Below are 22,868 nucleotides of genomic sequence, written 5' to 3' on the forward strand. Positions count from 1 at the left end.
AGCCGGTGATGTCAAGGGTGTTGAGTGCGGCATTCAGGGGGCTATGTCGGCTCTTTTTCCGGCAAGGCGTACAGAGATCGCTCATATTTCCGACAGGTCTCAACTAGGAAAAGACCCATGGCCAACCTTGCATTCGATCTTGCCCCGCCGACCGGAAGTGGACTATACCTGTCGGCGTTTCCCGCATGACTTCCTGCACGACCCAGCACTACCCGACCGCGGTGCCGGGGAGGATCCGGTTCACCGCCTGAGTCCTGGAGAAGGCGAGGACTTGAGCATGGGATCCACGTCCGCAGCGAACCACGGTTCCGAGGGTGTCGGCCGCCGCGATCTGATCAAGCGGTCCGCCGCGCTCGGCCTGATTTCGGTCCCCACCGCCGGTTTTCTCTCCGCCTGCGCCAGCAGTGGCGGCGGCGGCCAGTCCAAGGACAAGGCCGGCAAGAAGACGGCCAAGAACCCCCTGGGTGTGAACGAGACCGCGCAGATGGAATTCGTCCTCTTCGACGGCGGTTTCGGCAAGGAGTACGCCCAGGACGCGGTGAAGATCTACCAGAAGGACTTCCCGAAGGCCAAGGTCAAGTTCTCCGCCACCCAGAAGATCCAGTCCACCCTCCAGCCGCGCTTCAACCAGGGCACCCCGCCCGACCTCATCGACAACTCGGGCGCCGAGCAGATGGACATGGGTGTGCTCGTCGGCAAGAACCAGCTGGCCGACCTCACCCCGCTGCTCGACGCGCCGTCGTACGACGACCCCAACAAGAAGGTCCGCGACACGCTGCGCCCCGGCATCGTGGAGATGGGGCAGTTCGACGGCGACCCGGTCTGGATCATGTACTACGCGTACACGGTGTACGGCGTCTGGTACTCGCAGAAGGCCCTGGACTCGCTCGACGCCGAGTACCCGCAGACCTGGGACCAGATGATCGCGGTCTGCGAGAAGGCCAAGAAGAAGGGCATGGCCGGCTGGACCTACGCGGGCAAGTACCCCTACTACATCCCCTTCTCGCTCTACCCGATGATCGGCAAGGTCGGCGGCGTCGAGGTCCTGAACGCGATCGACAACCTGGAGCCGAACGCCTGGAAACACCCGGCCGTCAAGGCGTGTTTCGAGGCGTACTACGAGCTCTACAAGAAGGGCTACATCCTCAAGGGCACCCCCGGCCTCGACCACATCCAGTCGCAGACCGCCTGGGCCCAGGGCAAGGCGCTGTTCATCCCGAACGGCTCCTGGGTGGAGAACGAGTCGGCGAACGTCATCCCCTCCGACTTCAACCTCGCCGTCTCCGCGCCCACCGGCATCGACAAGAACGACAAGATGCCGTTCGGCACCATCTGGGCCTCCGGCGGCGAGCCGTTCATCGTCCCCGCCAAGGCCGCGAACGCCCAGGGCGGCATGGAGCAGCTGCGCATCATGCTCAGCGAGGCCTCCTCCAAGAACTTCACGGCCAAGGTGAAGTCGCTGACCGCGTACAACGGCGGCACCGACGGCATCACCCTCACCCCGGGTCTCACCTCCGGCGTGGCCGCGCTGAAGCTGGCCGGGTCGAACGTGGTCAACCCGCGGCTCCAGGACTGGTACGTGCAGCTGCAGAAGGAGAAGATCGGAGTCTCCGGCCTCGGCGAGATGATGGCCGGCCGGCTCACCCCGGCGGAGGCCATCAAGAAGATCCAGGGCTTCGCCGACGAGACCGCCAAGGACACCTCGATCAAGCACTACAAGCACCAGTAACACTCACCCTCACGGCACCGGAGTGGCGATGCAGCACGGCAAGTACCGGTTCATTGTGGGGTTTCTGGCGTTGCCCCTCGGACTGTACGCGCTCTTCGTGGTGTGGCCGTTCGTCCAGTCCATCTACTACTCGTTCACGGACTGGACCGGCCTGAGCCCCGAATTCAAGATGGTCGGCCTGGACAATTACCGGAGGATGCTGCACGACGACATCTTCTGGAAGTCCTTGCAGCACAGCTTGATGTTCGCGGTCGTGCTGCCGCTGGTGACGATCAGCCTCGCGCTGTTCTTCGCCTTCATGATCAATGTCGGGGGCCGGAGAAGGAGGGGCGGCCCGGTCATATCCGGAGTCCGGGGCTCTTCTTTCTACAAGATCGTCTATTTCTTCCCGCAGGTGCTGTCGATCGCGATCGTCTCGCTGCTGTTCGCCTTCGCCTACAACCCCGACAGCGGCGCGATCAACTCACTGCTCCGCGGAATTGGTCTGGACAATATCCAGCCGCTCTGGCTGGGTGACCCGAACCTCGCCCTGTGGTGTGTGATGGCCGTCCTGGTCTGGTCCACGGTCGGCTTCTTCGTGGTCCTCTTCTCGGCGGGCATGGCCTCGATCCCGACGGACCTCTACGAGGCCGCGCTCCTCGACGGCGCCGGCCGCGCCACCACCTTCTTCCGCCTCACCCTGCCGCTGCTGTGGGACACCGTGCAGTCCGGCTGGGTCTACATGGGCATCCTCGCGCTCGGCGCGGAGTCGTTCGCGGTCGTACAGATCATGACGACCGGGCCGGGCGGTCCCGACTACTCGACGACCGTGATGGTCCTGTACGTGTACCAGAAGGCGTTCCGGGACGGTCAGGCCGCCTACGCCACCACCATCGGCGTCGCCCTGCTGGTCGTCACGCTCGCCTTCGCGGCGATCGTGATGCGGCTGGGCCGTCGCGAGCGGCTGGAGTACTGAAGCGATGACGACGACCGAGACCGACGTCACTGTCACCAAGACCGAGCCCCCCGAGCCCGAGCCGACCCGGTCGAAGCGCGAGGGCGGGGTCCTCAACGTCTTCTCCCACGGCATCCTGGTCATCTGGGCGTTCATGGTGGTCACGCCACTGCTGTGGGCGGTGATGACGTCCTTCAAGGACGACCGGTCCATCTTCAGCTCGCCGTGGGCGCTCCCGGACAGGCTCCACTTCGAGAACTGGGCGCGCGCCTGGACCGACGCCAACATGAGCGACTACTTCCTGAACACCGTCCTGGTGGTCGGCGGCTCACTCATCGGCACCCTGGTCCTCGGCTCCATGGCGGCCTACGTCCTGGCCCGCTTCGACTTCCCGGGCAACCGCTTCATCTACTACCTCTTCATCGGCGGCATGAGCTTCCCGATCATGCTCGCGCTGGTCCCGCTGTTCTACGTCGTGAACAACATGGGCCTGCTGAACACGCTCCACGGCCTCATCCTGGTCTACATCGCCTACTCGCTGCCGTTCACGGTGTTCTTCCTCACGGCCTTCTTCCGCACGCTGCCCACCTCCGTGGCCGAGGCGGCCTTCGTCGACGGCGCCTCCCACACCCGGACGTTCTTCCAGATCATGTTGCCGATGGCGAAGCCCGGCCTGATCAGCGTGGGGATCTTCAACTTCCTCGGCCAGTGGAACCAGTACATGCTCCCGACGGTCCTCAACACGGACCCCGACAAACACGTCCTCACCCAGGGCCTGGTCCAGCTCGCGGTCAGCCAGGGCTACAAGGGCGACTGGTCCGGCCTCTTCGCCGGCCTGGTGATGGCGATGCTCCCGGTCCTGGCGGCGTACATCATCTTCCAGCGCCAGGTGGTGGCGGGTCTGACGGCGGGAGCTTTGAAGTAACGAAGCGTTTGCCAACCCAAAGAGGCGCGAGGAACTGCGCGACCATCCACGACGCACCCGCACCCGACCACGAAGCCCTGCTCACGCCCTCCTTCACCTGCTGACCAGTGGCCTGGACATGTCGAAAGCATGACTGTCAGGCGACCTCCGAACCGCCAACGATTTCTGTCAAGGACTTGACGGCGGTAACCCGTTCAGCAGAGCTTGGAGTTCATAACTTGTAAGTGACCCGGTCTCGGTGAGGTGATCTGGGTCACGTGGGCGGCGCCGTGGCCGCCTCCGATGGCAGGAGTGGATGGGTCGATGGAGACTCCGGGGTCGCAGTCGTCGCTGCACCGAGCCAACCTGGAACGTGTCGTACGGGCCGTACGTCTGGCCGGATCGCTCACCCAGGCGGAGATCGCGCGCACGACCGGCCTGTCGGCTGCGACGGTCTCCAACATCGTGCGCGAGCTCAAGGACGGCGGAACGGTCGAGGTCACGCCCACGTCGGCGGGCGGCCGCAGGGCCCGCAGCGTGAGTCTGAGCGGTGACGCCGGCATCGTCATCGGGGTCGACTTCGGCCACACCCACCTGCGCGTGGCGATCGGGAACCTCGCCCACCAGGTGCTGGCCGAGGAGTCCGAGCCGCTCGACGTGGACGCGTCGTCCAGCCAGGGCTTCGACCGGGCGGAGGAGCTGGTCAACCGCCTGATCGCGGCGACCGGCGTGGACCGCTCGAAGATCGCCGGCGTGGGCGTCGGCGTCCCCGGGCCGATCGACGTGGAGTCCGGCACCCTCGGCTCCAGCGCCATCCTGCCCGGCTGGATCGGCGCGAGACCCGCGGAGGAGCTCCGGCTGCGCCTCGGCGTCCCCGTGCACGTGGACAACGACGCCAACCTCGGCGCCCTCGGCGAGCTGGTCTGGGGAAGCGGCAAGGGTGTACGTGATCTTGCTTACATCAAGGTCGCCAGCGGTGTCGGCGCCGGCCTGGTGATCAACGGGAAGATCTACCGGGGCCCTGGCGGCACGGCCGGCGAAATCGGACACATCACGCTCGACGAGTCCGGCCCGGTCTGCCGCTGCGGCAACCGCGGCTGCCTGGAGACCTTCGCGTCGGCCCGCTACGTGCTGCCGCTGCTCCAGCCCAGTCACGGCACCGACCTGACCATGGAAGGCGTCGTACGGCTGGCCCGGGACGGCGACCCGGGCTGTCGCCGGGTGATCGGCGACGTCGGCCGGCACATCGGCAGCGGTGTGGCCAACCTCTGCAACCTGCTCAACCCGAGCCGGGTGGTCCTCGGCGGCGATCTCGCCGAGGCCGGAGAGCTGGTCCTGGGGCCCATCAGGGAGTCCGTGAGCCGCTATGCGATCCCCAGCGCGGCCCGCCAGCTCTCGGTGCTTCCGGGGGCGCTCGGCGGCCGCGCGGAGGTGCTCGGAGCGCTCGCTCTCGCACTCAGCGAGATGGGCGATTCGACCCTTTTGGATGGCTTGGTGCCCGCTGTTGCACCTGCCTTCACTTAGAGAACGAATGGCGCCGTTGCCATCTCGTTAAGTATTTACTTCTTGACGTCGAAGTCACGGCCGAGTTGACTTCCAGCCACCTCGGCCGCAGCGTTGCGGCCCTGTCAGGGAGGCACCCCCAAATGAACGCAACGATGCGTAGAGTCGTGATCGGCACCGCCGCTGTTTCCATGGCGCTGTCGCTCGCCGCCTGTGGCAAGGCCGGCGATGACAAGAAGAGCGACTCGTCGAGCAGCAGCTCCTCCGGTGGTAGCAAGACCATCGGCCTGCTGCTCCCCGACAGCGTGACCGCGCGCTACGAGAAGTTCGACAAGCCGTACTTCGAGCAGCAGGTCAGCTCGCTGTGTGCCGACTGCAAGGTCGAGTACGCGAACGCTGCCGGTGACGCCGCCAAGCAGGCCCAGCAGGTCAGCAGCATGGTCACCAAGGGCGTGAAGGTCATCGTGATCTCCGCCCAGGACTCCGCGGCCATCAAGTCCTCCATCGACGCCGCCGTGGCCAAGGGCATCAAGGTCGTCGCCTACGACCGCCTCGCCCAGGGCAACGTCTCGGCCTACGTCTCCTTCGACAACGTCAAGGTCGGCCAGCTGCAGGGCCAGGCCCTCCTCACCGCGCTCGGCTCCAAGGCGACCACCAAGTCCAAGATCGTCATGATCAACGGTGACGACGCCGACCCGAACGCCGCCCAGTTCAAGAAGGGCGCGCACGAGGCCCTCGACGGCAAGGTCGACATCGCCTACGAGCAGTCCGGTCTGTGGAAGGACACGGTCGCCGCGCAGAAGGTGAAGGCGGCCATCACCCAGCTCGGTGCCAAGAACATCGCGGGCGTCTACTCCGCCAACGACGGCATGGCCGGTGGTATCGCCACCACCCTCAAGGGCGCCGGCATCAGCGGCATCCCGCTGACGGGCCAGGACGCGGAGCTCGCGGGCATCCAGCGCATCGTCGCCGGCACCCAGTCCTCCACCGTCTACAAGGCGTTCAAGCCGGAGGCCGACGCCGCCGCCACGATCGCGGTGGACCTGCTGGAGGGCAAGAGCATCTCCTCGCTCGCCACCACCACGCAGACCAGCGGCTCCGGCAACAAGGTGCCCTCGCAGCTGCTGACCCCGGTGTCGGTCACCAAGGCCAACATCAAGGACACGGTGATCAAGGACGGTCTCTACACCGTCTCCGACATCTGCACCAGCGAGTTCGCCAAGGCCTGCAAGGCCGCCGGCCTGCAGTAGTCCGGTACCGGAGCCGCACGGCTCCGGCGGCCAGCGCCCGGGTGATCGCAGTACGACACCCGGGCCCCGGCCGCCCGGCGCACCCCGGCCCTTCCGTAAGGGCCCGGTCCGTCCGGCGGTCCCGCGAAACTCCTCCGACGCCCGCTCCGGCCTTCATACCCCGCTGCCGGAGCGGGCGTCGGACGGACCCGTTGCCAAGCGCAGCGGATTCGCGCATGTTCATCTTGTAAACCGCGTGCGTACACCGAAGACAACCCGAGGTACCGCACGACCCTCCGCGCCTGTTCACCAAGCGCGGCATCCCCGCCGGTCAGGCGGCGAAGGAGATGGTTCACGTGTCCGCTACGCCCGTGCTGGCGTTGCGCGGAGTCTCCAAGCGATTCGGTGCGGTCCAGGCCCTCACCGACGTCGAACTGGAGGTCCACGCCGGAGAAGTGGTCGCCCTGGTGGGCGACAACGGCGCAGGAAAGTCGACCCTGGTCAAGACGATCGCTGGTGTACACCCCATCGATGAGGGCGTCATCGAGTGGGACGGCAACCCGGTCAGCATCAACAAGCCGCACGACGCCCAGGGTCTCGGCGTCGCGACGGTCTACCAGGACCTCGCCCTCTGCGACAACCTCGACGTGGTCGGCAACCTCTTCCTCGGCCGTGAGCTGCTGCACCGCGGCGTCATCGACGAGGTGACGATGGAGAAGCAGGCCCGCGAGCTGCTGAGCACGCTCTCCATCCGGATCCCGAGCGTGCGTATCCCGATCGCCAGCCTCTCCGGCGGTCAGCGTCAGGTCGTGGCCATCGCCCGCGCCCTGATCGGCGACCCCAAGGTCGTCATCCTCGACGAGCCCACCGCCGCCCTCGGCGTCGAGCAGACCGCGCAGGTCCTCGACCTGGTCGAGCGGCTGCGCGAGCGGAACCTCGCCGTCATTCTCATCAGCCACAACATGGCCGACGTGAAGGCGGTCGCGGACACCGTCGCCGTGCTGCGTCTGGGTAAGAACAATGGTTTCTTCCCCGTGAAGAGCACCAGCCAGGAAGAGATCATCGCGGCGATCACGGGTGCCACGGACAACGCCGTGACCCGTCGTTCGGAGCGTCGCACCCCGGAGGCGGCAAAGTGAGCGAGACGTCGAACAAGACCGTGAAGGGCGACGAGTCGCCCCAGCTCGACAAGGTCGAGGCGGCCGAGGCCGCGACCACGGTGGCCCCCGCCGACGACCCCACGGCCGCGCCGGTCACGGTCGTCGACCCGCGTCTGCTGGTCCGTGAAGAGGGCTTCAAGGGCTACCTCACGGAGTTCAAGCGCCGGGTGCGGGGCGGTGAGCTGGGCTCGCTGCCGGTGGTCATCGGCCTGATCATCATCTGGACCATCTTCCAGGTGAAGAACAGCCTGTTCCTCAGCGCGGACAACCTCTCCAACATCAGCTACTTCCTCTCGGCCACCGGCATGCTCGCCATCGGCCTGGTGTTCGTGCTGCTGCTCGGCGAGATCGACCTCTCCGTCGGTTCGGTGAGCGGTCTGGCCTCCACGGTGTTCGCCGTCTTCGTGGTCAACCACGGGATGAACCAGTGGCTGGCCCTGATCCTCACGATCATCACCGGTATCGGCATCGGCGCGCTGCACGGCTGGTTCTTCGCCAAGATCGGCGTACCCGCGTTCGTGGTCACCCTGGCCGGCTTCCTCGGCTGGAACGGTCTGATGCTGTGGCTGCTCGGCGACAGCGGCACGATCAACATCCCGGCCGACTCCGGCCCGGTCCACCTCCTCGGCCAGTCCTCCTTCTTCATGGACCAGGCCATCATCGGCGCCTACCTGCTGGCCGGCCTCGGCGTCGTGCTGTCGGCCCTGGGCCAGTTCAACGAGCAGCGCCGGCGCCGGGCGGCGGGCGTGCCGTTCCGGCCCACCAGCGAGATCATCGTCCGCGTGGCGCTGCTCGCGATCGCGTCCTTCGTCGCGGCCGCCGTGCTGAACAACGCGGCCGGCGTCTCCAACGCGCTGGTGATATTCCTGGCCTCGCTGGTCATCGTCGACTTCGTGCTGCGTCGTACGACGTACGGCCGCAAGGTCTTCGCGGTCGGTGGCGGCATCGAGGCGGCCCGCCGTGCGGGTATCAGCGTGCCGATGGTCCGGATCACCGTGTTCGCGATCTCCGGTGGCTTCGCGGCGATCGGCGGTATGTTCTTCGCCGGTCAGACGGCGAGCGCGACGCTCAACGCCGGTGGCGGCAACACCCTGATGCTCGCCATCGCGGCGGCGGTCATCGGTGGTACGTCGCTGTTCGGTGGCCGCGGTACCGTCTGGTCCGCCCTCCTGGGCATGCTGGTCATCCAGTCCATCCAGACCGGCCTCGACCTGCTGAACATGAACACGTCGATCCAGTACATGATCACCGGTGGCGTTCTGCTGGGTGCGGTCGTCATCGACTCCGTCTCCCGCAAGAGCCAGAAGGCGGCGGGGCGCGGCTAGCGCCGTGGGGGGTGCGGTGCGCGGGTGGCTTTCCCGCCGTCGTGGTTGATCGCGCAGTTCCTCCCCCAGCCTTCGGCCGGGGGGACCCCCAGCGCCCCTAGGTTTCCGACTGTGCCCGGCACTGGACTGTGCCGGGCACAGTCGTGTCATAGGTGGGGCTCATGATGGGTACAGCCGATCGCGTGACCCATGACCCAAGGGCCGGAGTCGTTCCGCCCGGTCGGAACATTAGACTCGACAAGCCCGGCAACAGCTCGATCAGCTCTACTGCAAGGAGGCACGGGTGCCGCTGCTGACCCGTATCAGGGGACCGCGCGATCTGGACCGGCTCAGCCCCGAGGAGCTGGTCCAGCTGGCAGAGGAGATCCGGAGCTTCCTCGTGGACGCGGTCTCCAAGACCGGCGGACACCTCGGTCCCAACCTGGGCGTGGTCGAGCTCACCATCGCCCTGCACCGCGTCTTCGACTCCCCGAAGGACAAGGTGCTGTGGGACACCGGCCACCAGTCCTACGTGCACAAGCTGCTCACCGGCCGTCAGGACTTCTCCAGGCTCAAGCAGAAGGGCGGCCTGTCCGGCTACCCCTCGCAGGCCGAGTCCGAGCACGACGTCATCGAGAACAGCCACGCCTCCACGGTGCTCGGCTGGGCCGACGGCATCGCCAAGGGCAACCAGCTGCTCGAACGCGACAGCCATGTGGTCGCCGTGATCGGTGACGGCGCCCTCACCGGCGGCATGGCCTGGGAGGCGCTCAACAACATCGCCGACGCCAAGGACCGCCCGCTGGTCATCGTCGTCAACGACAACGAGCGCTCGTACGCCCCGACCATCGGCGGCCTCGCCAACCACCTGGCCACCCTGCGCACCACCGACGGCTACGAGCGCTTCCTGGCCCGGGGCAAGGACCTGCTGGAGCGCACCCCGGTCGTCGGCAGGCCGCTCTACGACACCCTGCACGGCGCCAAGAAGGGGCTGAAGGACTTCATCGCCCCGCAGGGCATGTTCGAGGACCTCGGCCTGAAGTACGTCGGCCCGATCGACGGCCACGACATCGAGGCCCTGGAGTCGGCCCTCGCGCGGGCCAAACGGTTCGGCGGCCCGGTCATCGTGCACTGCCTCACCGAGAAGGGCCGTGGCTACCAGCCCGCCCTCCAGGACGAGGCCGACCGCTTCCACGGCATCGGCCCCATCCACCCCGACACCGGCCTGCCGGTCAAGGCCTCCGGCGCCGACTGGACCTCCGTCTTCGGCGACGAGATGGTCGAGCTCGGCAAGGAGCGCGAGGACATCGTCGCCATCACGGCGGCCATGCTCCAGCCGGTCGGCCTGAAGAAGTTCGCGGACACCTTCCCGGACCGCATCTACGACGTCGGCATCGCCGAGCAGCACGGCGCCGTCTCCGCGGCGGGCCTCGCCACGGCCGGCCTGCACCCCGTCTTCGCCGTGTACGCCACCTTCCTCAACCGCGCCTTCGACCAGGTGCTGATGGACGTGGCCCTGCACCGCTGCGGGGTGACCTTCGTCCTGGACCGGGCCGGCGTCACCGGCACCGACGGCGCCTCCCACAACGGCATGTGGGACATGTCGATCCTCCAGGTCGTCCCCGGCCTGCGGCTCGCCGCCCCGCGCGACGCCGACCAGGTCCGCGCCCAGCTCCGCGAGGCCGTCGAGGTCGACGACGCACCGACGGTCGTCCGCTTCTCCAAGGGCGCGGTCGGCCCCGCCGTACCCGCCGTCGGCAAGGTGGGAGGCATGGACGTGCTGCGCGAGCCCGGCACCGGCACCCCGGACGTCCTCCTGGTCTCGGTGGGCGCCCTCGCCCCCATGTGCCTGGAGATCGCCGGCCTCCTCGACAAGCAGGGCATCTCCACCACGGTGGTGGACCCGCGCTGGGTGAAGCCGGTCGACGAGGCGATGGCCCCGCTGGCCGAGCGGCACCGGGTGGTCGTCACGGTGGAGGACAACGTCCGCGTCGGCGGCGTCGGCTCCGCCGTCGCCCAGGCCCTGCGGGACGCGGGCGTGGACGTCCCCCTCCGCGACTTCGGCATCCCGCCCCGCTTCCTGGACCACGCGTCACGGGCCGAGGTCATGACGGAGATCGGCCTGACGGCCCCGGACATCGCCCGTCAGGTCACGGGCCTGGTGGCCAAGCTGGACGGCGAGCCGACGGATGTCGGTTCGGTCGAGCCGGCGAGGGATTGATCTGAAGCGCCCCTGGCTGGGGCGCGCCCCAGCCAGGGGCGCGGGGAACTGCGCGGCCGGCCCCCACCGGGCGCGCAGCCCCCGACGCATTCCGAACCACCCCGATGGGTCGGTCTCCCACACCCCTCCGGTGGCGAGACCGACCCATCTGCGTGAACCTGCCTTTGCCGGGGCATACGCACCCCCGGCCCTCTCGATCATGTCGAGGACGACAAACGTGGGAGGTAGGCACGTGAGCAGTACCCTCTTCAGGACCAAGAACGTCGAACAGTCCATCAAGGACACCGAGGAACCGGAGCACGCGCTCAAGAAGTCGCTGTCGGCCCTGGACCTCACGGTCTTCGGCGTGGGTGTCATCATCGGCACCGGCATCTTCGTCCTGACCGGCACGGCCGCCAAGAACAACGCGGGACCCGCCGTGGCACTGTCCTTCGTCGCGGCCGGTGTCGTCTGCGGCCTCGCCGCCCTGTGCTACGCGGAGTTCGCCTCCACAGTCCCCGTCGCCGGTTCGGCGTACACCTTCTCGTACGCCTCCCTCGGTGAGTTCCCCGCCTGGATCATCGGCTGGGACCTGGTGCTGGAGCTGGCGCTGGGCACGGCGGTGGTCGCCGTCGGCTGGTCGGGGTACATCCACTCGCTGCTCGACAACGCCGGCTGGCACCTGCCCGAGTACCTCAGCGGCCGCGACGGCGCCCACGGCTTCGGCTTCGACATCCTCGCCGCCGCCCTGGTCCTCGTCCTCACCGCGATCCTCGTCGTCGGCATGAAGCTCTCCGCCCGGGTCACCTCGGTCGTCGTCGCCATCAAGGTGGCCGTCGTCCTGGTCGTCATCATCGCGGGCGCCTTCTTCATCCACAGCGGCAACTACAGCCCCTTCATCCCGGCCAAGGAGCCGGTGCCGGCCGGCGGCAACCTCAAGGCCCCGCTGATCCAGCTGATGTTCGGCTGGGCACCCTCCAACTTCGGCGTGATGGGCATCTTCACCGCCGCCTCCGTCGTCTTCTTCGCCTTCATCGGCTTCGACGTCGTCGCCACCGCCGCCGAGGAGACCCGCAACCCCCAGCGGGACGTGCCGCGCGGCATCATCGGCTCCCTCATCATCTGCACCGCGCTGTACGTGGCCGTGGCCATCGTGGTGACCGGCATGCAGAAGTACAGCGAGCTGTCCGTGGACGCCCCGCTGGCCGACGCGTTCAAGGCCACCGGGCACCCCTGGTTCGCCGGCCTGATCAGCTTCGGCGCCGCCGTCGGCCTGACCACCGTCTGCATGATCCTGCTGCTCGGCCAGTCCCGGGTGTTCTTCGCGATGAGCCGGGACGGCCTGCTGCCCCGCTTCTTCTCGCACACCCATCCGAGGTTCCGCACCCCGTACCGGCCGACCATCCTGCTGGGCGTCGTCATCGCGATCGTCGCCGGCTTCACCAGTCTGAGCGAACTCGCCGAACTGGTGAACATCGGCACGCTCTTCGCGTTCATCGTCGTCGCGATCAGTGTGATCATCCTGCGCAACACCCGGCCGGACCTGGAGCGGTCCTTCCGCACCCCCTGGGTGCCGGTGCTGCCGATCCTGTCCGTGCTGGCCTCGCTGTGGCTGATGCTCAACCTGCCCGCCGAGACCTGGCTGCGGTTCGCCATCTGGATGGTCATCGGCTTCGTCGTCTACTTCCTCTACGGCCGCTCGCACAGCCGCCTCGCCCAGGCCGAACGGGCCCCCGCCGACGCTCCGTGACCGGCAGGCTCGCCGCTCCGGCCCCGTATGTCCCGTCCGGGTGGGACTGCGGGGCCGGATAGCGTGCTCCCCATGCTTCTCGCGCCCCTCGCCCCACCACGGTCCGTAGTCGCAGGGAAGGGGTACTGGGCGCGGCTGCTGCCGCTGCTCGCCGCCCTGGCCTGCGTCACCCGGGTGCCGTCCTTCCGCAGGCCGCTGTGGAACCCGGACGAGGGCTACCTCGCCGTACAGGCACGCCTGCTGGCGCGCGGCGGGCAGCTGTACGAGACGGTCGTGGACCGCAAGCCGCCACTGCTGCCGTGGCTGTACGAGGGGACGTTCGCGGTCTTCGGGTCCGGGTCGCTCACCCCGGTCCGGGTCCTTGCCGTACTGGCCCAGCTCGCCACCGCCGTCCTGCTCGCGTCGATCGCCCGGCGCCGCTGGGGCGACCGCGCGGGCCGCACCGCCGGGGCGCTGTACCTGCTGGTCTCGGTCGGGCTCAACCCCGAGGACGCGCAGGCGGCCACCTTCGAGGTGTTCATGCTGCCCTGCACGGCCGCCGCGATGTGGTGCGCCGACCGCCGCCGCTGGGGCGCGGCCGGGGCGGCCGTCGCCTGCGCCTTCCTCACCAAGCAGACCGGCGGAGCGGTCCTGCTGCCGGTGCTCTGTCTCCTGAACCGGTACGGCGGCCCGCGCGCGGGCCTGCTCAGGCTGGCGGGCGGCGCCGCCCTGCCCGTGCTCGGCGCCGCCCTGGCCACCGACCCGGCCGGTTTCGCCTTCTGGACGGTCACCGGCTCCGGCGCCTACGCCTCCTTCACCGGCTCCGAACTCCATGTCCTGGCACGGGCGCTGACCAACACCGCGATCCTCGCCGTGGCCTCGGCCGGTCTGCTCCCGCCCATCGTGCGGGCCCTGCGCATCGCCCGCACCGGCGCAGGCGACCTGTGGCTGTGGCTGGCGGCGTCGGCGGTGGCCGTCACCCTCGGCTTCCACTTCTTCGGCCACTACTTCCTGCAACTCACCCCACCGCTGGCACTGTTGGCCACGGCCGCGCTGCAGGTCCTGCCGCGGGAACGGGCCCCGGCCGCCGTGCTCGCCTCGGCCTGTGCCTGCGTCCTCTTCCTGACCTGGGGCGTCCTGGCCCCCCGGCCCGAACTGGCGCACGCACAGCGGCTGGCGCTCACCCTCGACCGCCGTACCGCACCCGGCGACCGGGTCCTGGTCTGGGGGATACACCCGGAGACGTACTGGCTCGCCGACCGCGCCCCGGCCACCCGCTACCTCACCGCCGGCCTCCTCACCAACTTCAGCGGCGGCCGGGACGGCCCGCAGGTCGGCGAGAAGTACGCCGTCGCCGGCACCTGGCCGGTCTTCCGCGCGGAAATGGCCGAGCGGGCGCCGGCCCTGGTGATCGACGACTCCCGCGGCAAGCCGTACGGGCCCGACCGCGTCCCGAGCCTGCGGCGGCTGCTCACGGCAGGCTACGAGCAGGCGGGCGAGGTGGACGGGGCGGTGCTCTATGTCAGGGTGCCGGGGAACTAGGCCGACGGCGCCGCACGGCAGCTCCAGCGGGGCGCCCGGCTCAGTGCAGCAGGGCGCTGGGCCCGATCACCTCGGCGCCCAACTCGGTCACCCTGCTGCGCAGTTCACGGTCGGCGGTGACGACGAGCCGGGGCCGGCCGGGTGCCTCGGCGGCCAGCTCCACGATCCGGTCGTCGCCGCTGCCGGGTGCCGACTCCACCCGCACCCCGGGCACCGACGCCACCCCGCGGGCCGCGCCCTCGACGACGAGCACCAGCTCCACCGGCGTCGGGCGGCCGGGCAGCCCCCGCTCGGCGAGCCGGTCGCGGAGCCGCTCGGCGGCCCCCTTGCGGTCCCGCCACCAGCCGTCCGGCCGCGCTCCGACGACGTTCGCGCCGTCGACGATCACCAGCAGGGAAGCTTCGTCCTCCATACCCCAAGCCTCGCATGCCCGGGGCCGCTCCACTGCTGCGAACGGCCCCGCTTAGAGTGAAGCGGTGAACGGCGACTGGCTCCTCCGCGGCCGTGACGGCCGGCTCAGTGTCTATCTGCCGTCGGGCGACGCCGTGCTGTGCCGCGCCGAGCGCGGCCCCGGCAGCCCCTGGGGCGCACCCCGGAAAGTTGGCGGCGACCAGCGGCTGCATCCCGGCTTCGCAGTGGGGCGGGGAGCCGACGGATACGCGCACCTGGTCGCCTGGCGGCCCACCGTGAAGGGTGAGTCGGGTCTCGTCCACTCCACGCACTACCGTCCCCATCTGGCCGCCCTGGACTGGCAGTCGATCGGCCACCCGAGCAAGAAGAGCGACGCCACCGGCACACCCGCCGTCGCCGTGGACGCGGCGGGCCGCGCCCATGTCTTCGTCCGCAACCGGGGGCGCGGGCTGAGCATGGTCGCCCAGAAGGAGAAGGGCGGCTGGGAGCCGTGGCGGGACCTGAAGGGGCGGCTGGTCGAGGACGGCCTCGCGGCGGTGACCGGCGAGTCGGGGCGTGTCGAGGTGTACGCGGCCGTGCCCGGCGGGATCGTGTACTGGCGCCAGGAGGAGCCCGGTAAGCCGCCCGTGCTGCTTGAGGCGCTGGAGACCCCGGTCCGGCCGGGCACCCTCACCGCCCTCGCCACCTCGGCCGACAGCACCACCCTCTACTACGCCGACGAGTCCGGCGACCTCTGCGCCTGGCGTCCGGGCGGCAAGCCGCACACCCTGCTGTCCTCCGCCGGGCCCGGCCCGGTCGCCGCGGTCCGCTGCGAACTCGACGGGTACGACTGCACCCTGCTCGCCCAGCGCTCGGCGAGCGGCCGGGTGGCCTTCGCCGCGTATCCGACCCAGGACGAGCGGGCGGGCGCCTGGTGGACCGAGTCGGGGCCGCAACTCCCCGCCGACGCCCAGGTCGCCCTGACCACGGACGAGGAGGGCCGGGTGACCGCGGCGAGCCTGTCGCCGTCCACCGGCGAGTTCCTGCTCACCCGCCGCAAGGACGAGCCGGGTCTGGCACTTGAGGCCTGGCGCGCGTTCTGACCTCTGTACACAGGGGAAAAGGGGCCCTCCGCGTGGTGCGGAGGGCCCCTTCACTCTGCTGTGGCCGTTACGCGGGGACCGATGCCACGCCCGGGGCCAGGAACTTCTTGCCGTTCACACGCTCCGAGACGCCCTCGCGGTCCAGGTACGGCGTGATGCCGCCCAGGTGGAAGGGCCAGCCGGCGCCCGTGATCAGGCAGAGGTCGACGTCCTGGGCCTCGGCGACGACACCCTCGTCGAGCATGAGCCCGATCTCCTGGGCGACGGCGTCCAGGACACGGTCGCGGACCTGCTCCTCGCTGAGGACGGAGTCGCCCTGCTTGAGCAGCGCGGCGACCTCGGGGTCCAGCTCCGGCTTCCCGCTGTCGTACACGTAGAAGCCGCGCTTGCCCGCCTTGACGACGGCCGCGAGGTTCGGGGAGACCGTGAAGCGGTCCGGGAAGGCCCGGTTGAGGGTCTCCGAGACGTGCAGACCGATGGCCGGACCGACCAGCTCAAGGAGGACGAGCGGCGACATCGGCAGACCCAGCGGCTCGACCGCCTTCTCCGCGACCTCGACCGGGGTGCCCTCGTCGATGACGTTCTGGATCTCGCCCATGAAGCGGGTGAGGATGCGGTTCACGACGAACGCCGGGGCGTCCTTGACCAGCACCGCGGTCTTCTTCAGCTTCTTGGCGACGGCGAACGCCGTGGCCAGCGAGGCGTCGTCGGTCTGCTCGCCGCGCACGATCTCCAGCAGCGGGAGGACCGCGACCGGGTTGAAGAAGTGGAAGCCCACGACCCGCTCGGGGTGCTGGAGCTTCGACGCCATCTCGGTCACCGAGAGGGAGGAGGTGTTGGTGGCGAGGATCGCGTGCGCCGGGGCGACCGCCTCGACCTCCGCGAACACCTGCTGCTTGACACCGATCTCCTCGAACACGGCCTCGATGATGAAGTCCGCGTCGGAGAAGCCCTCGGCCTTGTCCAGCACACCGGTGACCAGGGCCTTGAGGCGGTTGGCCTTGTCCTGGTTGATACGGCCCTTGCCGAGCAGCTTCTCGATCTCCGCGTGGACATAGCCCACGCCCTTGTCGACGCGCTCCTGGTCGATGTCGGTCAGCACGACCGGCACCTCCAGGCGGCGCAGGAAGAGCAGGGCGAGCTGGGAGGCCATGAGACCGGCGCCCACGACGCCCACCTTGGTGACCGGACGCGCCAGGTTCTTGTCGGGCGCGCCCGCCGGGCGCTTGCCGCGCTTCTGCACCAGGTTGAACGCGTAGATGCCGGCGCGCAGTTCACCGCCCATGATCAGGTCGGCGAGCGCCAGGTCCTCGGCGTCGTAGCCCTGCTGGAGGTCGCCGTTCTTGGCGGTGGCGATGATGTCCAGGGCGCGGTAGGCGGCCGGGGCGGCGCCGTGCACCTTGGAGTCCGCGATGAAGCGGCCACGCGCGACGGCCTGGTCCCAGGCCTCGCCGCGGTCGATCACGGGACGCTCGACCTCGATGTCGCCCTTCAGCACCTGGGCGGTCCAGATCAGCGACTGCTCCAGGAAGTCGGCACCCTCGAAGAGGGCGTCGGCGATGCCGAGGTCGAAGACCTGCTGACCCTTGAGCTGCTTGTTCTGGTTGAGGCTGTTCTCGATGATCACCGAGACGGCCTTGTCGGCGCCGATCAGGTTCGGCAGCAGCGCGCAGCCGCCCCAGCCCGGGACCAGGCCCAGGAAGACCTCGGGCAGCGAGAACGCCGGGATGGCCTTGGACACGGTCCGGTACGTGCAGTGCAGACCGACCTCGACGCCACCGCCCATGGCGGCACCGTTGTAGTACGCGAAGGTCGGCACCGCCAGCCCCGCGAGGCGCTTGAAGACCTCGTGGCCGCCCTTGCCGATGGCCAGCGCGTGCTCGTGCTCCTTGAGGAGCTCGACACCCTTGAGGTCCGCGCCGACGGCGAAGATGAACGGCTTGCCGGTGATACCGACACCGACGATCGTGCCCTCGGCGGCCTCCTTCTCCACCTGGTCGACGGCGGTGTTGAGGTTCGCCAGCGAGGCCGGGCCGAAGGTGGTCGGCTTGGTGTGGTCCAGGCCGTTGTCCAGGGTGATCAGCGCGAAGCGGCCGGCTCCGGACGGCAGGTCGAAGTGGCGTACGTGCGCCGACGTCACGACCTCGTCGGGGAACAGGTCCGAGGCCTGCTTCAGAAGCTCGGCGGTGGTGCTCACTTGTCCCCCTCGAAGTGCGGGTTCTCCCAGATGACCGTCGCGCCCATGCCGAAGCCGACGCACATGGTGGTCAGGCCGTAGCGGACGTTCGGCTGCTCCTCGAACTGGCGGGCCAGCTGCGTCATCAGACGCACGCCCGAGGAGGCCAGCGGGTGACCGAAGGCGATGGCGCCGCCGTACTGGTTGACGCGCTCGTCGTCGTCCGCGATGCCGTAGTGGTCGAGGAAGGCCAGCACCTGCACGGCGAAGGCCTCGTTGATCTCGAACAGACCGATGTCGGAGATGGACAGCCCCGCCTGCGCGAGGGCCTTCTCGGTGGCCGGGATCGGGCCGTAGCCCATGACCTCGGGCTCGACGCCCGCGAAGGCGTACGACACGAGCCGCATCTTCACCGGCAGGTTGTTCTCGCGGGCGAAGTCCTCGGAGGCGATGATCGAGGCGGTCGCGCCGTCGTTCAGACCGGCCGCGTTGCCGGCGGTGACCCTCCCGTGCACCCGGAACGGCGTCTTGAGCCCGGAGAGGTTCTCCAGGGTCGTCCCCGGCCGCATCGGCTCGTCCGCGGTGACCAGACCCCAGCCGGTCTCGCCGCCCTCGGGGTTCGTCCGGCGCACCGAGATCGGCACCAGGTCGGCCTGGATCTTGCCGTTGGCGTACGCCTTGGCGGCCTTCTCCTGCGAACGCACCGCGTACTCGTCGGCGCGCAGCTTGGTGATCTGCGGGTAGCGGTCGTGCAGGTTCTCGGCGGTCATGCCCATGAACAGCGCCGACTCGTCCACCAGCTTCTCGCTGACGAACCGCGGGTTCGGGTCCACGCCCTCGCCCATCGGGTGGCGGCCCATGTGCTCGACACCGCCGGCGATGGCGACGTCGTACGCGCCGAAGGCGACGGAACCGGCGACCGTGGTGACGGCGGTCAGGGCGCCGGCGCACATACGGTCGATGGAGTAGCCGGGCACGGAGGTCGGCAGGCCCGCGAGGATGCCCGCGGTACGGCCGATGGTCAGGCCCTGGTCACCGATCTGCGTGGTCGCGGCGACGGCGACCTCGTCGATCTTCTTGGTGTCCAGTCCGGGGTTGCGGCGCAGCAGCTCCCGGATCGCCTTCACGACGAGGTCGTCGGCACGGGTCTCGTGGTAGATGCCCTTCGGGCCCGCCTTGCCGAACGGGGTGCGGACGCCGTCGACGAAGACGACATCCCTGACGGTACGAGGCACGATTGGCTCTCCTCCAGGGTGCGGGATGGCACTGCTGCGATGCGCTGAGCACGCGCTCAGTCACCATGCTACTTATGAGTAACGTGACTGCCCACCCCTGACGGGGGGAGCGGCGAAGGTCACATCTGAAGCGCCGGTCGGGAGCGCCCCTTCAGGGGCGCGGGGCTATGTCGACATGCGGCTCCGCCGCGCGGGGGCGACCAGCCACAACGGCCCCGCACCCCCCCACGGTGATTCATCGAGGCGGCGCAGTGGATCCTCTAGGAGTCAGTACCGGAGTAGCCACCGCATGCGACCCGACCTCCCCGAACAACGTCCGCGCCACCTCCGCCCCGAACCCCTGCACGTCATGGCTCATCGCCGACAACGTCGGATGCGTCAGCCGGCACAACTGCGAGTCGTCCCACGCCAGCAACGAAACATCCCCCGGCACCGACAACCCCATCTCGGCCGCCACCGAAAGCCCCGCCACCGCCATGATGTCGTTGTCGTACATGATCGCCGTCGGCCGATCCCCCGCGGCAGCGGTCAGCAGCGACCGGGTCGCCCGCGCCCCCGCCTCCCCCGAGTAGTCGGTCGTCACCTGCGCCGCCCCCGCCAGCCCCGACGCCGACGCGGCCGCGGCGAACGCGGTCGCCCGCATCTCCGTGTGCCCCAGCGCGGCCGCACCCCCCACCCGGGCGATCCGCCGGTGTCCCAGCGCCGCCAGATACCGCACGGCCTCCGCGACAGCGTCACCGTCCTCCGTCCACACGGATGTCAGCCCGCCCGTCAGCGAGGGATGCCCCACCGCCACCACCGGCAGCCCCAGCCGCCGCGCCGCCCCCACCCGGGGATCGTCCGCCCGGAAGTCGACGAGGATCGCCCCGCCGATGTGCCGCCCCTGCCACCAGGACTCCAGCAGCCCGGCCTCCTCCTCCACGCTCCGCACCAGCCGCAGCAGCAGTGAGCAGGAGCGCTCGGTCAGCACGCTCTCCACGCCCGAGATGAACTCCATGTAGAAGGGTTCGAGCCCGAGCATCCGGGCGGGGCGGCAGATCGCGAGGCCGACCACGTCCACCCGGGCCCCCGCCAGGGAGCGCGCCGTGGTGTTCGGCGCCCACCCCAGCTCCCGCGCCGCCGCGAAGATCCGGTCCCGGGTCGCCTCCGCCAGCCCCGGCTTGTGGTTGAAGGCGAGCGACACGGCCCCTTTGGACACGCCCGCGCGCGCGGCGACGTCCTTGATGGTGACGCGGGGTGCTGTCATCGGGAGGGCTCCACGCAGTACAGGGCGGCCCGGGCGGCGGCCACGTCCGGAGTCTTCCAGCCGGTCACCCCGATCGTGACCCGTTCCCCGGGAAGCAGCGTGACCAGTCCCCGGTCGGCCCGCGCGGCCGCATCCAGCCGGTCGGCCTGGAGAAGGAGGTCCCGTACCAGGGTGCGGGCCGTGACCGTGACCGTCCCCGGCGCCACGGTCACCTCGAACTCCGGCTCCAGGTAGGGAATGTCGCGGTCCGGGGCCGGGAAGTACAGGGCCCGCAGCCCCCCGCCGTCGGCGACCAGGAACTCCTTCGGCGCGTCCGGCCGCAGTTCCTCCGGTACGCCGACCACCGCGACCGCCCGCGCCCCGGCCTCCAGTGCCACCTCCGCACCCCCGACCACCACCCCGTCGACGGTCATCCGGCGCAACGTCACCGCGCCGCTCCACACCTCCGCCCCCTGGTTCACGGCGGCCAACACCAGCCCCCGCCCCCGCACTTGCAGGCTCAGCAGCCGGTCCGCGTACAGCCGCCGCAACTCGTGCCAGAGCGGCTTCTCCCGCCCGTCCCCGTCGATCGCGGCCCAGGAGGTGACCGGCCAGCAGTCGTTGAGCTGCCAGAGGACCGTGCCCGCGCACACCGGCCAGTGCGCGCGCCAGTGTTCGACACCGGCGGCCACGGCCCGCGCCTGGTTGACCTGCGTCAGGTAGTGCCACCGGTCGAAGTCCCCCTCGGGAAAGGCGAAGTGGCGTTCCAGGCCGCGCCGCAGCTTCCCGTTCCCGTCGTCCGCCTTCTGGTGGTGCAGCATGCCGGGGGAGTCCGCCGTGAGCGTCTCACCCGGCAGCGCCCGCCGCAGCGTGGCGTACGCGGGCGGCGCCTGCCAGCCGAACTCGGCCACGAAACGCGGCACTTGCGAGCGGTACTCGGCGTAGTCCGCCCGGTTCCACACCTCCCAGGAGTGGTGCGTGCCGTACGCCGGATCGTTGGGGTGCCGCTCCCACGAACCGGACCACGGACTGCCCGCCGTGTACGGCCGGGTCGGATCCAGCTCCGCCACCACTCGCGGCAACAGCCCCAGGTAGTAGCCCTCGCCCCAGGACTCCCCGGCCAGCCGCTCCTCCCACCCCCAGTCCCGGAACCCCCACAGGTTCTCGTTGTTGCCGTTCCACAGCACCAGCGAGGGATGCGGCATCAGCCGTACGACGTTCTCCCGGGCCTCCGCCGCCACCTCGCCGCGCAGCGGCTGCTCCTCCGGGTAGGCCGCGCACGCGAACGGGAAGTCCTGCCAGACCAGCAGCCCCAGCTCGTCACAGGCGTCGTAGAAGTCCTCGCTCTCGTAGATCCCGCCGCCCCAGACCCGCACGAGGTCCACCCCGGCCTCGGCTGCCCGCCCGAGCCGCTGCCGGTACCGGTCCCTCCTCACCCGGGACGGGAACACGTCGTCCGGGATCCAGTTGACACCTCGCGCGAACAGCCGTTCCCCGTTCACCACCAAGGTGAACCCGCTGCCGTGCTCGTCGGGCCGCCGGTCCAGCCGCACGGTCCGGAAGCCGACCCGCCGGCGCCACGAGTCGAGCACCCCGTCCCCGTGCAACAGGGTCAACTCGACGTCGTACAGTGGCTGTTCGCCATAGCCGCGCGGCCACCACAGCCGTACGTCCGGCACCTGGACCCGTACCACCCCGCTCGTGCCCTCGATCGAGGCCCGCGCCGTCTGCCCGCCCACCCGCACCTCGACGTGCAGGCCGGCCTCGGACCGGGTGCGCTCCACGTCGATGTGCAGTTCGACGGTTCCCACGGTCTGCTGGACCGTCACCACCGGACGGACGCGGCCGAGCCGGGCCGTCGACCAGTGTTCGAGTCGTACCGGCCGCCAGATCCCGGCCGTCACCAGCGTCGGACCCCAGTCCCAGCCGAAGGAACAGGCCATCTTCCTGATGTACTGGTACGGCTCGGCGTAGGCGGCGGGCCGCTCGCCCAGCCGGTCGCGCACCGCGGCCGCCTCGGTGTACGCGGAGGCGAACCGCACCGCGAGCCGCCCGCGCAGCCCGGTCACGTCGAAGCGGTACGAGCGGTGCATGTTCCTTGTCCGGCCGAGGAGCCGACCGTCCAGGGCGATCTCGGCGGCGGTGTCGAGACCGTCGAAGACCAGGTCGGTCCGCTCGTGTCCGGAGGCCGCGTCCAGCTCGGTCGTGTACGTCCACTCCCGCCGGCCGACCCAGGCCACCCCGGTCTCGTTCCGCCCGAGGAAGGGGTCCGGGATCACCCCGGCGGCGAGCAGGTCGGTGTGCACACATCCCGGTACGGCGGCGGGCAGCCGGCCGCCCGCGTGCTCCAGTTCCCATCCCTCGCCGAACGGCGTGACCTCCAGCATGCGCACTCCCTAAACCGGTTTACTCCAGTGCCTGGGCGTACTGTCCGCATCCTTGGCGGGATTGGGACTTTACCGGTTGAGGAAAGCGCTGTCAGAGTGCCGAATCAGCCAACCGTCG

Annotated in this window: 16 protein-coding genes; 11 read left to right on the forward strand and 5 right to left on the reverse strand. The window is 69.6% G+C overall.

From position 1 onward, the window contains the following. The first annotated feature begins 277 nt into the window (after window positions 1-277). From ngcE to OHB00_RS38045, 10 genes are all read left to right on the forward strand, one after another. The gene (ngcE, locus tag OHB00_RS38000; RefSeq protein ID WP_406441753.1) at window positions 278-1,729 is read left to right on the forward strand and encodes an N-acetylglucosamine/diacetylchitobiose ABC transporter substrate-binding protein; all 1,452 of its coding nucleotides are present in this window, start codon (window positions 278-280) and stop codon (window positions 1,727-1,729) included. A 28-nt stretch (window positions 1,730-1,757) separates the two neighbouring features. Beyond that, window positions 1,758-2,684 (forward strand): carbohydrate ABC transporter permease, encoded by a 927-nt coding sequence (locus tag OHB00_RS38005; protein WP_406441755.1) that lies wholly within the window; start codon window positions 1,758-1,760, stop codon window positions 2,682-2,684. Window positions 2,685-2,688: 4 nt separating this feature from the next. Next, window positions 2,689-3,588: a carbohydrate ABC transporter permease gene (locus OHB00_RS38010; RefSeq protein ID WP_406441757.1), complete on the forward strand. Its 900-nt coding sequence runs from the start codon at window positions 2,689-2,691 to the stop codon at window positions 3,586-3,588. Window positions 3,589-3,891: 303 nt separating this feature from the next. Further along, window positions 3,892-5,091, forward strand: coding sequence for an ROK family transcriptional regulator (locus OHB00_RS38015; RefSeq protein WP_406441759.1), 1,200 nt, complete (start codon window positions 3,892-3,894; stop codon window positions 5,089-5,091). Between the two features lie 134 nt (window positions 5,092-5,225). Beyond that, window positions 5,226-6,320 carry a sugar ABC transporter substrate-binding protein gene (locus OHB00_RS38020; protein ID WP_406441761.1) on the forward strand — a complete coding sequence of 365 codons (1,095 nt, stop codon included), beginning with the start codon at window positions 5,226-5,228 and terminating at the stop codon, window positions 6,318-6,320. A gap of 326 nt (window positions 6,321-6,646) precedes the next feature. After that, window positions 6,647-7,438, forward strand: coding sequence for an ATP-binding cassette domain-containing protein (locus tag OHB00_RS38025; protein WP_181803054.1), 792 nt, complete (start codon window positions 6,647-6,649; stop codon window positions 7,436-7,438). After that, window positions 7,435-8,784 (forward strand): sugar ABC transporter permease, encoded by a 1,350-nt coding sequence (locus OHB00_RS38030; RefSeq protein ID WP_406441763.1) that lies wholly within the window; start codon window positions 7,435-7,437, stop codon window positions 8,782-8,784. Before OHB00_RS38025 ends, OHB00_RS38030 begins: the two co-directional genes overlap by 4 nt. A 283-nt stretch (window positions 8,785-9,067) precedes the next feature. Then, the gene (dxs, locus tag OHB00_RS38035; protein ID WP_406441765.1) at window positions 9,068-10,984 is read left to right on the forward strand and encodes a 1-deoxy-D-xylulose-5-phosphate synthase; all 1,917 of its coding nucleotides are present in this window, start codon (window positions 9,068-9,070) and stop codon (window positions 10,982-10,984) included. 232 nt (window positions 10,985-11,216) lie between these two features. Then, on the forward strand, window positions 11,217-12,713 hold the full coding sequence (locus tag OHB00_RS38040) for an amino acid permease (RefSeq protein WP_406441767.1): 1,497 nt from the start codon (window positions 11,217-11,219) through the stop codon (window positions 12,711-12,713). Window positions 12,714-12,785: 72 nt separating this feature from the next. Beyond that, complete coding sequence (locus OHB00_RS38045; RefSeq protein ID WP_406441769.1) at window positions 12,786-14,234, forward strand: ArnT family glycosyltransferase; 1,449 nt, start codon at window positions 12,786-12,788, stop codon at window positions 14,232-14,234. A gap of 40 nt (window positions 14,235-14,274) precedes the next feature. Here the strand turns inward: OHB00_RS38045 and OHB00_RS38050 are convergent, their stop codons facing one another. Beyond that, window positions 14,275-14,646: an NTP pyrophosphohydrolase gene (locus tag OHB00_RS38050; protein WP_406441771.1), complete on the reverse strand. Its 372-nt coding sequence runs from the start codon at window positions 14,644-14,646 to the stop codon at window positions 14,275-14,277. A 64-nt stretch (window positions 14,647-14,710) separates the two neighbouring features. Between OHB00_RS38050 and OHB00_RS38055 the strand changes: the two genes are divergently transcribed. Then, window positions 14,711-15,727: a hypothetical protein gene (locus OHB00_RS38055; protein WP_406441773.1), complete on the forward strand. Its 1,017-nt coding sequence runs from the start codon at window positions 14,711-14,713 to the stop codon at window positions 15,725-15,727. A gap of 67 nt (window positions 15,728-15,794) precedes the next feature. On the opposite strand, the gene OHB00_RS38060 is transcribed toward OHB00_RS38055, so the two are convergent. The 4 genes from OHB00_RS38060 to OHB00_RS38075 all read right to left on the reverse strand — a co-directional run bounded on the left by OHB00_RS38060 (window position 15,795) and on the right by OHB00_RS38075 (window position 22,750). Beyond that, on the reverse strand, window positions 15,795-17,924 hold the full coding sequence (locus OHB00_RS38060; RefSeq protein ID WP_406441775.1) for a 3-hydroxyacyl-CoA dehydrogenase NAD-binding domain-containing protein: 2,130 nt from the start codon (window positions 17,922-17,924) through the stop codon (window positions 15,795-15,797). Then, the gene (locus OHB00_RS38065) at window positions 17,921-19,138 is read right to left on the reverse strand and encodes an acetyl-CoA C-acyltransferase (RefSeq protein WP_352359847.1); all 1,218 of its coding nucleotides are present in this window, start codon (window positions 19,136-19,138) and stop codon (window positions 17,921-17,923) included. Before OHB00_RS38065 ends, OHB00_RS38060 begins: the two co-directional genes overlap by 4 nt. A 235-nt stretch (window positions 19,139-19,373) precedes the next feature. Further along, window positions 19,374-20,384 (reverse strand): LacI family DNA-binding transcriptional regulator, encoded by a 1,011-nt coding sequence (locus tag OHB00_RS38070; protein ID WP_406441777.1) that lies wholly within the window; start codon window positions 20,382-20,384, stop codon window positions 19,374-19,376. Then, a complete protein-coding gene (locus OHB00_RS38075) occupies window positions 20,381-22,750 on the reverse strand; it encodes a glycoside hydrolase family 2 protein (protein WP_406441779.1) in 2,370 nt (789 codons plus the stop codon). Before OHB00_RS38075 ends, OHB00_RS38070 begins: the two co-directional genes overlap by 4 nt. Window positions 22,751-22,868 lie beyond the last annotated feature (118 nt).

Origin of the sequence: Streptomyces sp. NBC_00631 (genome assembly GCF_045206895.1) — a bacterium.
Lineage (GTDB): Bacteria > Actinomycetota > Actinomycetes > Streptomycetales > Streptomycetaceae > Streptomyces.

Coding starts and splice junctions, on each gene's coding strand:
- ngcE (WP_406441753.1), top strand. CDS start 278: ATGGGATCCACGTCCGCAGCGAACCACGGTTCCGAGGGTGTCGGCCGC.
- OHB00_RS38005 (WP_406441755.1), top strand. CDS start 1,758: ATGCAGCACGGCAAGTACCGGTTCATTGTGGGGTTTCTGGCGTTGCCC.
- OHB00_RS38010 (WP_406441757.1), top strand. CDS start 2,689: ATGACGACGACCGAGACCGACGTCACTGTCACCAAGACCGAGCCCCCC.
- OHB00_RS38015 (WP_406441759.1), top strand. CDS start 3,892: ATGGAGACTCCGGGGTCGCAGTCGTCGCTGCACCGAGCCAACCTGGAA.
- OHB00_RS38020 (WP_406441761.1), top strand. CDS start 5,226: ATGCGTAGAGTCGTGATCGGCACCGCCGCTGTTTCCATGGCGCTGTCG.
- OHB00_RS38025 (WP_181803054.1), top strand. CDS start 6,647: ATGGTTCACGTGTCCGCTACGCCCGTGCTGGCGTTGCGCGGAGTCTCC.
- OHB00_RS38045 (WP_406441769.1), top strand. CDS start 12,786: ATGCTTCTCGCGCCCCTCGCCCCACCACGGTCCGTAGTCGCAGGGAAG.
- OHB00_RS38050 (WP_406441771.1), bottom strand. CDS start 14,646: ATGGAGGACGAAGCTTCCCTGCTGGTGATCGTCGACGGCGCGAACGTC.
- OHB00_RS38070 (WP_406441777.1), bottom strand. CDS start 20,384: ATGACAGCACCCCGCGTCACCATCAAGGACGTCGCCGCGCGCGCGGGC.
- OHB00_RS38075 (WP_406441779.1), bottom strand. CDS start 22,750: ATGCTGGAGGTCACGCCGTTCGGCGAGGGATGGGAACTGGAGCACGCG.